Below are 13,713 nucleotides of genomic sequence, written 5' to 3'. Positions count from 1 at the left end.
GGTGCCGAGAAATCTACATGAATCCCGGAAAACGTCAACATCTTTTGAAAGTTTTTTCTCCACCAAATCTTCAATCACCGCAAAATACTCTCGATATCAATCAGATATAAAAAAATTATTTTTCTCCGACTGGTAAGATATCGTCAATAAAAGGCAGCGTTTCTTCCGGCTGTTCCCCCAACCACTGAAGACCGGAAACATTCTCGTAGGTCTTACGCACTCCTCCGAATTCTGTTACGATTGTAGCAGGTTGCTTCAGATTGATATGCAGTTTATTGACCAGTTTTTCCCGAGTTGTGACAGTCAGCACATGGCCGGATTTATCGATCGAGCAATTCAACGATGACAACAAACCGTTTTCATGTTCGACAATGTAGGCACTGGTCAGGGCAATTTCGCTCATGCATTTGAAAACTTCATGGACGAAGTTATCGATACCCCATTTCTTGCGCCAGGCAACATGAGGTGCTTTGAGCCAGCTACTCGTCTGGGACAAATATTGTTCTCCTACGACAACCCTTTTCGGCATCGGTTTTCCACTTCCGACGGGACTTTCCAAATACTGGCAGGCATCAAGATAGGGATCGGAAACGAAACCAAAGCGGAGTTCTCCCGTGTCTCGATCCAGAAGCTGGACACAAGTTCCCAAGGCATTGAATGCCCGGCGCAGGTAGTCGTATTCCCCCGTCAGAAGATAAAGATACCAATCCCCATAAATTTTCCAGGCCGACCATCCGCAGGGAGAATTCATCCCATTGGTCATAAGATTGATCGTATACTGGTATTCCCAAAATCGGAGAGTAGCGCCATTCATTCGACAATCCGGGATGAGTGACTGAGTGAGGCAACGGTGTTTTGCCGCCAATTTGACTGCTTTTTCCGTCAGATAGGCACGGCGTTCCGGTTCTCTTTCCTTAAGGGCGGCAAGAGCCAATTGATTGACCGAGCAAGAGATCATGCCGTCTTCGAAAGTCATTTGTCCTTCAGTCTGGATATCGTCTTCCTTCAGGGCAAGATTGTCCACAGCCCGGCGAACGGATTGGAGCAGTCGTGCATAAGCATGCTTCCAGTGTTGATCCCCGGCGGCAAGAGGAGCTATTTCATCCATGAGTTCCATCAGGGATTTTGCAATATAAATAACCGACGTATAATGAACATTATGTTCCGGATTGTAATAAGCGCCATCCTCACGCTGGCAGGAAATCAGGGAATCAGCCAACTTCAATGCCCGCTCCATATCCCGCATATCCCGACTGACATGGTAACGATCCGCCAGAATCCCGACCATGGTGGCCGAATCCTGAATCCTGTAAATCCCGTTTCTCATCGTCCCTTTATCAGCATTGTATAATTCGGGGAAGATTTCTTGAAAAACGGTTTCCGTCCGGTCATCAAGCTCTTGATCGGGGATGTAGCGTTTCGCCAGAAAATAGGTATAGAACGGATAGAAACACTCAGCATGGTGTGTGGCCGTAGGAAGGCTTCTCAACGCTTCCTTGCGGGCGCCTTGAAGATAAAAGTCCCAACCGGGACGGACATAGAACATCGCTTCGGACACCTTGCCACCGGCTCCATACGCCATCATGGTGTATAATCCAGAACCGGATCCGGGAAACCATATCCAGGAAAACCGATGAACCCCATCCTCGGAACTCATCGGGGAAAGCGATACTCGGATTATCTCATTCCTGGGAGTACGAACCTCCACACGGGGTTCCTCAAGGGCACATAAAGTACCGAAAAACGGTACTCCTTCGCCCACGGTATAGAATTCAGCGTCAATCATAGAGGCACCCGTATACCGGGCAGCCGTACTTTTCACTTTTTCCAACCCGGAGACAGAAACAAACCGAAAACGGGTTTCCAGCTTCTGCCCCGGCATGAGCTTGTCCAAATGCTGGGGATGGCGAGCCGGCAGAGGAAGACGATGAAGAAGATCCGCCGCTGTCGTAAAGATCCTGTGTTGTCCCCAGTAGCCCATTTCCGAGCCAAATTTTCCAGGACTTTGCTGGTAAATATTCGCCCATGAGGCAACAGGATCCGGAGATACGCATGCGACAATTTTTCCACACGGCGTCATATAATAACTCCAGAAGTGGGTTCGTTCCGACCGCTGCAACGTAGGGAAATAAACGGTGTCCCAATCCGGAAATCGAACCATGCAAGTATCGATGCCCAACAGAAGCCTGGCACGTTCCGGCATCCACATTTTACCGGACATATTCTCCAGACCGGCGACAACTTCTACAGCTTCCCCGGTGGATTGATATTGCAACGAGTATTTGATCCCATCCTTGACTCCCTCATACCTGCCCGGAGCAGTCTTTTCCAGAGACACTCCTTCAAAAGCCGGGCCCTTCCAACAATCACGGCGGAAAACAATATCCGAACCATCCGTCTTGTCCTTCATCGCAAGAATACTGCCGTCGTCGCACACAGTAACGGAATTACGTTCCGCATCCCACTGCTCGTCCGCATACGCCACGCAACACCAGACCATAGAGGCCATAATTCCCCATCGTTTCAAGCAAGAATACATAGACTGGTAATACGTCAAAACACACCAGGCTTGTCAATGCGATTCAATTGCAGAGCCAGCAATAAGCTACGAAGACAAAACAAAGTCATCCGGAAACAACGTCAATAATCCGGCATCCGTCATGCTCTGGCTCGACAGAATGGAAAAGCAAGCTATATTGATTGTCGGAATCCCCCCTTCAGTTTTCCGACATTTTCTCATGAAAATCTACTATACCCTCGATGATCTGGAACAAGACGGACTCCCCACGGAAGACGGAATCTCTCCCCGTCTTGCCGTAATCGGCCACCCGATCATGCATTCCAAATCCCCCCAAATGCATCAGGCAGCCCTTGACTCCGCGGGCATCCGCTGCAAATACATTAAGATTGAAGCACAACCGGAGGAATTCACGCAAGTCATCGAACTTCTGAAATCCCTGGACTTTATCGGAGTCAATGTCACGGTTCCCTACAAATCGGCAGCAGCAGCCCTGGCGGAGGACTGCGACCGACTGGTTATCGCCACCGGAGCCGCCAACACCCTCGTCTTCCCGAGGGACGGTAATCCGATGGCAGCCTTTAATACAGATGGTCCGGGATTCGTCCGGGCCATCCGCGAATGTTTTTCCGTCGATATCCGGGATCTTAAAATCGTTCTTCTGGGGGCCAACGGAGGAGCCGGTACGGCACTGGCACACACATGCGCCATGAACCGTTGCGAACGCTTGACGCTCGTCGCCAGATCCTTGGAAAAAATAACTCCGTTGCAGAAAGACCTCTCTCCTTTCTTCACCGACGAACATCGTCTAGAAGGAGCAGCCGACCGTCTGCGCACCATCGCCATGAATTCTCCCTATCTGGAAGAAACCATCAGCGATGCCGACCTGATCGTCAACGCAACCACTCTTGGGCTAAAACAGACGGACGCATCCCCCATACCATCGTCCTACATTCAACCCCATCACCTGGTTTACGACCTCATCACCCATTCCGATTCCCTGCAGCAGGAAGCCCGGGAACAGGGAGCCCGCACCGCAGACGGCCTTTCCATGCTCCTGCACCAGGGAGCCTTGTCCTTCGAACGCTGGTTCGGCTATTCCCCGGACATGCAGGCTATGAGAAAGGCGCTCCACATCTGATGCCACATCCCATGCCCGCATTCTCTATTCAAGACTTTCGAAAAACCCTGCTCACTTGGTTCCGCCGGGACGGGAAAACCTATCCGTGGAGAGAAACGGAAGATCCCTGGCACATCCTCGTTTCTGAGATCATGCTCCAGCAAACAACGATACCGACCGTACTGGCCAGGTATTCCGAATGGATGCATCGTTTTCCCTCCCCTCTGGAGCTCGCACAAGCTACGGAAGAACAAGCCCTCCGCTCATGGGAAGGACTCGGTTACTACCGCCGCGTCCGATCCCTCCAGGCCACCGCCCGGGCAGTCGTCGAACAATACGACGGTATCTTCCCCCGGGATAAAAACCTCCTGATGCAACTGCCGGGTATCGGTGAATACACCGCTGGGGCCGTCCTTTCCTTCGCGTTCAACATCCCCGCTCCCATCGTGGATGCCAATGTTTCGCGCGTCATCGCCCGGCTGGACAACTACCGGGAAAGCGTCGATTCCACCCCCGGCAAAAAATACATGTGGAAGCGCGCGGAGGAACTCGTTGACCGGGACGACCCCCGAAGATTCAACTCTGCCATCATGGAACTGGGACAAACCTATTGCAAACCACAAGGGCCGGACTGCCTTTTGTGCCCGGTTCGCCCCTTCTGCTCTGCCGAGAATCCCGACGCACTCCCCGTCAAAACGCCACGCCCGGAGACAACCCGCCTCGTCCACCACGACATCATCTGCATAAATGGAGAAACCATCCTCATGGAAAAACAGGAAGACGGCAAACGCCATGAGGGCATGTACCGATTCCCCCAGCGTACGGAACAGGAAACCTCCTCCTTCCCCATCGTCATGAAGCAGAACTATAGTGTTACCCGGTATAAAATCACCCGTTTCCTGCACTTGGTCCCTCCTGCCGGAATCCGTCCTGAAAAAGGGGAATCATTTGTCAGTCTGGACGCCATCGAAGACCTCCCTCTGGCATCTCCTGATCGCAAGGTATTGAGTTCTCAATCATTCAGGAAGATTCTGCGCGAAAGAAAATCCTCTTGATCATCTGTCCATCAATCCTGTATCTTATACTGGAAATGAACGATACCTCTCTCACGGATTTGACAACTCAAGCCCAAAACGGCACATGGGATGATACAACGCTTGCCAACAAAGCCGTCGAATTGGCAGAACACATACTCAGGTTGTCAAACCAGGGTATGCGCTGGAGCGAGAAAAAACAGGCCAGACAAATGGCCCGTATGATGAACGATCCGGCAGGCAAGGCCTTCACCATCACTATGGCTGACCGCATCTTCCGCCCGTCAGCTCCTGAGAAAGCAGCCGAAGAATTCCGCTATCTTCTGGACGGTTACGGCGTACCGCACTACCTCAGCAAGCCGGAGCAGCTTGCCATGAGCATTGCCAAGAAAGCTTCGGAATTCTTTCCAGGGCTCGTCATTCCGTCCGTCAAAGGAGAAATCCGCAATCAGAGTCGCACCGTCATTCTGCCATCCGAAGACGGTAAACTCAATGCTCATATCAAACGCCGCAAAAAAGATGGCATTCGGCTCAATATCAACCAGCTAGGCGAAGCCGTCCTCGGTGAAACGGAAGCCCATCACCGCCTCCAGCAAATCGTGGAGTTGCTCTGCAATCCGCTTTGCAACTACATTTCTGTCAAGCTCTCTTCCGTATATAGCCAGATCAGCCTGCTCAACCGGGAAGAAACAATCAAACAGCTCCAAGACCGTCTGAGGGTTCTGTTCAGGACTGCCATCGAACACGGAATCCCGGGATCCGACGGACATAAAAAGCCCAAGTTCGTCAACCTGGACATGGAGGAATACCGCGATCTTCACCTTACGTGTGAAGCTTTCAAGCGTACCCTCATGGAAGAAGAGTTCATGAATCTGGAGGCCGGTATCGTCCTTCAAGCCTATCTCCCCGACTCGTGGGAAGAACAGAAAAAACTCTGCGACTGGACCAAAGAACGCGTTCAGGCAGGAGGAGCCCGCATCAAGATCCGCATCGTCAAGGGAGCCAATCTTGCCATGGAACAAGCCGAAGCCTCCATCCACGGATGGCCGCAAGCTCCTTATGAAAGCAAGGAAATGACGGATGCCAATTACAAGCGCATGCTTCATTACGGTTGTCAAAAGGAACACGCCCAATACGTCCGTCTTGGTATTGCCTCCCACAACATCTTCGATCTCAGCTACGCCATTCTCCTCCGGGAACAAAACGGAGTCCGCGAATCAGTGGAACTGGAAATGCTCGAAGGCATGGCCAACCAGCAGGCCCGCATTCTCATCAACATCGCCGGAGACCTTCTCCTCTACGCCCCTGTCGTACGCAAACAGGATTTTCCGAACGCCATTTCTTATCTCGTACGTCGCCTTGATGAAAACACGGGTGAAGAGAATTTCCTCCACGATGTCTTCGGAATGACCCCCGGTTCCCAGGAATGGGAAAACCAGAAAAAGCGCTTTCTCAAAGCCTGCGCGTCCTACGAAAAAGTCAAATACGGCCCCAATCGCAAACAAAACCGGGCCTTGGACGCTCCGCTTCCCTTTGCCCCCGGCGACGATTTTTTCAATGAACCGGATACCGATTGGGCTCTTCCCCACCACCAGGACTGGCTCCTCCACTGGCTCGAAGAAGAAAAGAAAACAGCACCTTCCGAAATTCCCCTCGTCATCGACGGTCAAGAATGTACCTCACACCTTTGGGGAGTCGGACGTAATCCTTCCGACGCCGACAACGAATTCTATAAATTCGCCTACGCTGACTACGATCTCGTCGAAAAAGCTGTCACTGTCGCTCAAAATGTCCAGGCATCGTGGGCCTCGACACCGGTCGAAGAACGCCAAGCCATCTTGTGCCGTACCGCCGAGGAAATTTCCAACATGCGAGGATTAGCTATCGCCGCCATGACGAGGGATGCCGGGAAAGCCCCCTTCGAAGGAGACGTCGAGGTCAGCGAAGCTATCGACTTCTGCCGTTACTATGCCGAAGGACTCACCCAGCCCGGCATGACTGACGGATTGACCCAGAAACCTTTGGGAACCGTTTGTATTACCGCCCCGTGGAATTTCCCATTCGCCATTCCGACAGGAAGCGTCGCCGCCGCCCTCATGGCGGGTAACACCGTTATTTTCAAACCTGCACCGCAATCGGTCTACACAGCTTTCCTCATTGCCCAGGCATTCTGGAAAGCCGGAGTTCCGAAAAACGTTCTTCAATTCGTCCCCGCACCACCTAACGAAATCGGTCAGAAACTCGTCACCCATCCCGACATTTCATGCGTCATGCTGACAGGGTCCTACGCCACCGGGCGCAAGTTCAAAACCTGGAGGCCCGACCTCCATCTTCTGGCGGAAACCAGCGGTAAGAACGCCATCATCATCACTGCCACGGCAGACCTCGACCTCGCCGTCAAAGATCTCGTTAAAAGCGCATTCGGCCACTCCGGACAAAAATGCTCCGCGGCCAGCCTTGCCATTATCGAAGCTTCCGTGTACGACAATCCCGCTTTCCTGCGACAGCTCCGCGATGCGGCCGCCAGCCTCAAAGTAGGCCCGTCCACCGAACCGGACAGCATCGTCATCCCCGTCATCCGTGAACCGGAAGGTCATCTCCTCCGGGCTCTGACGGAATTGGAACCCGGCGAAGAATGGCTGCTCAAGCCGGAACGCGTCCGTGACAATCCCAATCTTTGGACTCCCGGCATCCGCATCGGCGTCAAACCCGGCTCATGGTTCCACAGGACGGAATGCTTCGGGCCAGTCCTCGGCCTCATCCGCGCGGAAAGCTTGGAGGAAGCGATTCTCATCCAGAATGACTCCAACTTTGGCCTCACCGGCGGTATCCACTCCCTCGACGAACGTGAAATCGCCGAATGGAAAAGTAAAATTCAGGTCGGCAACGCTTATATCAACCGTCCGATCACAGGAGCCATCGTCCGCCGTCAATCCTTTGGCGGCTGGAAGAATTCCTGCATGGGCCCCGGAGCCAAAACAGGCGGTCCCAATTACCTCGTCGCCCTCGGGACGTGGGAAGAAAACGAACTTCCCCAGCACCTCAGCACCCCCGGAGAACGCATCGCCAACCTGGTGGAAAAACTTTGCCGCGATCTTCCGGACGATGCCAAGCGCATCCGCGCTGCAGCCGGTTCCCAAGCCAAATGGTGGAATGAGGAATTCGGCATCGAACACGATCCCTCCAAAATTCAAGGAGAAGACAACATTTTCCGTTACATCCCGGAAAAATCCCTTGTTGTCCGCATGAAGGAAGATGCAACCAACTGTGACATCGCCCTCCTTATCCTCGCCGCCAAGCTCACCGGAGTCGCCACCGAACTTAGCATGAATCAAAAACGTTCCTGGATCTCCGGCTACGGGGATCATAACGTCACGGTCATCGAAGAATCCGAGGAAACCTTGCGATCGCGTATCCCCGCCATCGCTAAAAACACGCGTATCCTCCGCAGTCCGGAATGTCCCGTCGCCCTCCGTAAAGCGGCCGAAGATGCCGGTATGACCGTACTGGACATGCCCGTACTCGCCAATGGCCGGCTCGAACTTCTCAACTGGTTCCACGAACAGGCGATTTCGGAAACCATCCACCGCTACGGCAACATTGTTCCCCGCCCGGGAACACTATAACTCCACTCAGAAGAACCTTCTTCCAATTCCCTCCCCCCCTTTTTCCGTTTTACACGCAGAAAAAGGGGGATTTTTTTGCAACACGGTTTTTCGGAACATCCCGGACGGACAAACAGTACCGATTCCAGGTATCACGACAAGAAACGATCATATGAAATCAATGCCTCTCAATTACTTTGACATTGATCCGGAGGGACTCCATGCTATACTCTTTTTTCCAATCTCGTAACTACGCATGAATCAGAATTCATCCAGCACTGTCCAGTTTTATAACGGAGAACAAATCCCTCTTGAATTGCACAAAGTCCGCGTCGTGCAAAAGCTTCACCTCGTTCCAGTCGAACGCCGATTGGAAGCCATCGGAGAAGCCGGCTACAATACATTCCAATTGAGTACCTATGATGTCTTTCTGGACATGCTTACGGACTCCGGTGTCAACGCCATGAGCGACAACCAGATCGCCGCCATGTTCCGCGCCGACGATGCCTACGCCGGTTCCCAAAGCTTCGGTCGTCTCGCCGAAGCCGTCAAAGAAGTCTTCGGCAAAGAATACCTCCTGCCCGTCCACCAGGGACGCGCTGCGGAAAACATCATCTCCCGTGCGTTCGTCAAACCCGGAGATGTCGTCCCCATGAACTACCACTTCACGACGACGCATGCCCATATCGACCTCAACGGCGGTACTATTGAAGAGCTCGTCGCCGACGAAGCCCTGGAACTCACCAGCACCAATCCCTTCAAAGGCAACATGGACATTGCCAAACTCCGCGATTGCATCAAGCGCAACGGAGTCGACAAAATCCCCTTCATTCGCATGGAGGCATCCACCAACCTCATCGGAGGCCAGCCTTTCTCCATCGCCAACCTGAGAGAAGTGCGTTCCGTCTGCGACGAATACGGCATCATGCTCGTTCTCGATGCCTCCCTCATCGGAGAAAACGCCTACTTCATCAAGAAGCGCGAAGAAGAATTCCAGAACTCCACCTGCGGAGAAATCCTGCTTGCCATGTGCGATCTGGCGGATCTCGTGTATTTCTCCGCCCGCAAAGTATCCTCTTCCCGCGGCGGCGGCATTTGCTCCAATAACAAGGAGATCATCAACAAGATGCAGCATCTCGTCCCCCTGTTCGAAGGATTCCTTACCTACGGCGGCATCTCTGTCCGTGAAATCGAAGCCATGGCCGTCGGTCTGCGCGAAACGACCGATGAAACAGTCATTTCGCAGAGCCCGTCCTTCATCGAATACTTCATCGGCGAAATGGTTCGTCTCGGCATCCCCTGCGTCACACCAGCCGGCGGTCTCGGTGCTCATATCGACGCCGGCTCCTTCCTGCCGCACATCCCGCAAAGCGAATACCCGGCCGGAGCTCTGGCCGCCGCCTTCTTCATCGCCTCCGGCGTACGCGGCATGGAACGCGGTACCCTCTCCAGCGTGCGCGACAAGGACGGCAATGATATCCTCGCCGATGTCGAATTGCTCCGTCTCGCCTTCCCTCGCCGCGTGTTCACTCTCTCCCAGGTCCGTTACGTCGCCGACCGCATGAAGTGGCTCTATGACAACCGCGATCTGATCGGAGGACTTGAATTCGTCGAAGAACCGCCCGTTCTGCGTTTCTTCATGGGGCGTCTTCGTGCCAAGTCCGACTGGCCACAGAAGCTCGCCGCCAAATTCCGCCAGGACTTCGGCGAAAGCCTCTAATTCATCTACCGGAGAGAAATCTCCGGTTTTTCTCTCTCACGAAAGGCAGTCTCTCCCTCCAGGGAAAGACTGCTTTTTCTATCATTCATTCCCTGGAATTCCAGGCCATCCCTGGGTAGTGGATAAATCCAGTAATCCTGCTCCGCAAACGAAAAAGCCCCGGGACGTGAATCCCGAGGCCTTTTGATTGATGAAATACGCTCTCAGATTTGCTTACAGCAGTGTAATCGCAATATTCACACCGGCGGTCACGATAGAGACCATGCTCATCAGTTTAATGAGAATGTTCAAGGAAGGACCTGAGGTATCCTTGAAGGGGTCACCAACGGTATCGCCGATGACGGAAGCCTTATGAGCTTCAGACCCCTTGCCTCCGTGATTTCCCTGTTCGATATACTTTTTAGCATTGTCCCAGGCGCCACCGGAGTTGGCCATGAAAATAGCCAGCACGAAGCCGGAGGCAAGACCTCCCGCCAAAAGTCCGAACACGCCGGGAACCCCGAGGACTACTCCCGTCAGAATCGGGGTGATCACAGCCAAGACGGACGGCCAAATCATTTCATGCTGGGCTCCGGCCGTCGATATTTCCACACAGCGGACATAGTCCGGTTCGGCGTCTCCCGTCAGAATACCTTTGATTTCGCGGAACTGGCGGCGAACTTCCGTGACCATCTTCTCGGCAGCACGACCAACGGCATTCATCGTCAACCCGCAGAACAGGAAGGACATCATAGCTCCAATGAAAAGCCCCATCAACACCTTGGGATTCATCAGCGTTACCTGGAAGTAATCCATGAATTTGCCCAGGGAACAATTGGTAATTTCAGAGACAGGAACGCTCAACGCTTCATTAATCTTATACACCGTCTCACCGGTGGATTCGGACCAGTGCTTGATGGCGATCTTGAGTTCTTCAATATAGGAAGCCAGAAGCGCCAGCGCCGTCAATGCGGCGGAACCGATGGCAAACCCCTTGCCGGTAGCAGCCGTCGTATTGCCCAAGGCATCCAGGGCATCCGTACGGCGGCGAACTTCTTCTTCAAGACCGCTCATTTCGGCATTGCCGCCGGCATTGTCGGAAATGGGACCGTAGGCATCCGTAGCCAAGGTTAATCCCAGGGTAGAAAGCATCCCGACGGCAGCCATGCCAATGCCGTAGAGGCCGCTGCTGATGTCTTCTCCCGTAAAGTGCCAGTCACCGGAGGCAAGGCCATAGGCAAGAATCGTTCCGATCACGATCGTAATCACCGGAATGCAAGTGGAAACCATGCCAATACCGATGCCGGAGATAATCACGGTAGCCGGGCCGGTCTGGGCGCTTTCGGCGATCTTGCGGCATGGGCGGCTATCGTGGGAAGTGTAGTGTTCCGTCGCCTTGCCGATAATAATGCCGACGACGAGGCCGGTTACGATTGCTCCCCAGATACCGGCCCAGTTGTTCAAGCCAATCAATTTGAGGAGGAACGCGGAGGCAATGGCAATCAGGAAGGAGCTGAGGTTGATGCCACGGTTCAAGGCTGCCATCAGTTCCGTCTGCGTCGCACCGCGCTTCACGCGGACGACATACACGCCGATAATGGAAAGTACGGTGCCGAGGGCAGCCACCAGCATCGGAGCAAGTACAGCTTTAATCGCTTCGTCGGGAACCGTATAATAAGCGGCGGCGCCCAAAGCGGCGGAAGCCAGGATGGAACCGCAATAGGATTCGTACAAATCGGCGCCCATACCGGCCACGTCCCCCACGTTGTCACCCACGTTATCGGCGATCGTAGCAGGATTGCGGGGGTCGTCTTCCGGGATACCGGCCTCAACCTTACCGACAAGGTCGGCGCCAACATCGGCGGCCTTCGTGAAAATACCTCCGCCCACGCGGGCAAAGAGAGCTTGGAGGGATGCCCCCATACCAAACGTCAACATGGTTGTCGTAATAATGACCAAGCGTTCATTCTGAACCATGTCGCTATAGAAATAGTTCAATATATAATACCATGCGCCGATGTCGAGCATGGCCAGGCCGACTACCGTCAATCCGAGAACGGCTCCCGAACGGAAAGCGATCTGCAAACCGGCATCAAGAGAATTACGGCAGGCATTTGCTACGCGGTTGGACGCATAAGTAGCCGTCTTCATCCCGATATACCCGGCAAGGCCTGAGAAAAAACCACCGGAAATGAATGCGAAGGGAACCCACACGTTTTGAATGTGAAGTCCATAGGCCAACCAGGCGAAAATAAGCGTGATCAATACAAAAAAGATAGCGACAATCTTGTATTGCTGCTTCAGGTAGGCCATTGCCCCCACGCGGACATGCTGGGCAATTTTCTGCATGGTTTCAGTCCCCTCTCCCTCGCGTTTCATCTTCCAGAAGAAGATAAATGCAAACAAGAGCGCACACACTGAGGCAAATGGAATTGCCCAAAAGAGTTGTTCGTTAGTTAACATAGAATGAAATAGTTGGTAGTAGTCGAAAACAGGCCATACTCCACCTATGAAATACGGAAAAGACTCCTCTTCCCAGGTCGATGCATGCTTCATCCCGACCCGCATGATATGCAAAGTATCACCTGCAGGTTGCGGGAAAGCCCACTTTCAACGACTACGGAGTATGTCAAAATATCCTCCCCGCGCAACCAAAATGTTGCATCGGTTGAGAGTTTTATCGAAATTTCCATGCAAACAACTTATTATAAAAAATATACGACATACACAATCAATCCAGAAATCTAGAGAATACCCTCTTGGACAAGAGAAAGACAAACGAGACTTGCCCGTAATTCTCAAGATACCATGTCAGCATTCGAAAGCTTTTGCTTTCCAAAGCGATCGATTTTTCGTAGTCTTCGGTAAAATGTCATTCAATTTTCCCATTCAAGATACCGAGCCGGACGACAAAATGCTTTCCGAATTTGCGGAACGCACGCGGAAGACGTTGATTGCCAGGCTTGAAAATTGGGAAGACCAGAAGACGTGGGACGAATTCTACCGAACCTACTGGCGCCTCATCTACTCTGTCGCCCTGAAAGCCGGGCTTCGTGAAGACGAAGCCTGGGATGTTGTTCAGGAAACGATTCTTTCCATCGCCAAGCAGAGTAAAAAAAATATGTACGATCCCTCCCAGGGTTCATTCAAGCTCTGGCTCTGGAACATGACCCGCTGGCGTATCAACGATCAGTTCAGACGCCGTAAAAAAGATACGGCCATGCTCATTTCCCCCCGCCAGGAAGAATCCGACGAGCATCCGATCGAAACGATTCCCGATGAAGGCAAAAACAGCTTCGAACAACTCTGGGAGCAGGAATGGCAGAAGAATCTCATCAAAGCGGCCATTGACCGCGTCAAGGCAGTCGTCTCCCCCAAACAGTTCCAAGTATTCGACTACTATGTCCTCAGGGAATGGAATGTTTCCAAAGTTTGCAGTCATCTCGGAGTCAGCATCGCCCAGGTATACCTGGCTAAACACCGGGTCGGTGCAGCTCTAAAAAAAGAACTGAACTATCTGATGGATCAAGCTAAAGACCCATCCGATCCCAAGCATAGCAAGAAGAAGTAACGCGCCTTTTACCGCGTCCTTCCATCTCTTTTCCTTCCGGGTGGGCAGGAAACGCCTTTTGCGTTTTTCTCTTGATCGGATTCCACTTTTTTCGTTTGCCCTCGTTCTCTCACGTACCAGGGAGGAATCCCTGTTTACACCTCTCGGCGTTCCGAGACTCTGTTAC

General features: G+C 52.8%; 7 protein-coding genes. 5 read left to right on the top strand and 2 right to left on the bottom strand.

The genetic code is table 11. The features are described from left to right. Window positions 1–115: 115 nt before the first annotated feature. A complete protein-coding gene (locus tag QET40_RS02410) occupies window positions 116–2,509 on the bottom strand; it encodes a hypothetical protein (RefSeq protein ID WP_280125578.1) in 2,394 nt (797 codons plus the stop codon). A gap of 229 nt (window positions 2,510–2,738) precedes the next feature. On the opposite strand from QET40_RS02410, the gene QET40_RS02405 reads away from it, so the two are divergent. The 4 genes from QET40_RS02405 to QET40_RS02390 all read left to right on the top strand — a co-directional run bounded on the left by QET40_RS02405 (window position 2,739) and on the right by QET40_RS02390 (window position 9,997). Then, window positions 2,739–3,659, top strand: coding sequence for a shikimate dehydrogenase (locus QET40_RS02405; RefSeq protein ID WP_280125577.1), 921 nt, complete (start codon window positions 2,739–2,741; stop codon window positions 3,657–3,659). Window positions 3,660–3,670: 11 nt separating this feature from the next. Further along, complete coding sequence (locus QET40_RS02400; protein ID WP_280125576.1) at window positions 3,671–4,693, top strand: A/G-specific adenine glycosylase; 1,023 nt, start codon at window positions 3,671–3,673, stop codon at window positions 4,691–4,693. Window positions 4,694–4,728: 35 nt separating this feature from the next. Beyond that, the gene (locus tag QET40_RS02395) at window positions 4,729–8,298 is read left to right on the top strand and encodes a bifunctional proline dehydrogenase/L-glutamate gamma-semialdehyde dehydrogenase (RefSeq protein ID WP_280125575.1); all 3,570 of its coding nucleotides are present in this window, start codon (window positions 4,729–4,731) and stop codon (window positions 8,296–8,298) included. A gap of 235 nt (window positions 8,299–8,533) precedes the next feature. Further along, window positions 8,534–9,997 (top strand): tryptophanase, encoded by a 1,464-nt coding sequence (locus QET40_RS02390; RefSeq protein ID WP_280125574.1) that lies wholly within the window; start codon window positions 8,534–8,536, stop codon window positions 9,995–9,997. Between the two features lie 213 nt (window positions 9,998–10,210). Here the strand turns inward: QET40_RS02390 and QET40_RS02385 are convergent, their stop codons facing one another. Continuing rightward, on the bottom strand, window positions 10,211–12,439 hold the full coding sequence (locus QET40_RS02385) for a sodium-translocating pyrophosphatase (RefSeq protein WP_280125573.1): 2,229 nt from the start codon (window positions 12,437–12,439) through the stop codon (window positions 10,211–10,213). Window positions 12,440–12,845: 406 nt separating this feature from the next. On the opposite strand from QET40_RS02385, the gene QET40_RS02380 reads away from it, so the two are divergent. Then, on the top strand, window positions 12,846–13,547 hold the full coding sequence (locus QET40_RS02380) for a sigma-70 family RNA polymerase sigma factor (protein ID WP_280125572.1): 702 nt from the start codon (window positions 12,846–12,848) through the stop codon (window positions 13,545–13,547). The last annotated feature ends 166 nt before the right edge of the window (window positions 13,548–13,713 follow it).

The organism is Akkermansia sp. N21169 (assembly GCF_029854675.1).
Taxonomy (GTDB): Bacteria; Verrucomicrobiota; Verrucomicrobiia; order Verrucomicrobiales; family Akkermansiaceae; genus Akkermansia.
The sequence above is the reverse complement of the archived record's forward strand: the minus strand, read 5'-3'. Positions and strand labels throughout refer to the sequence as shown.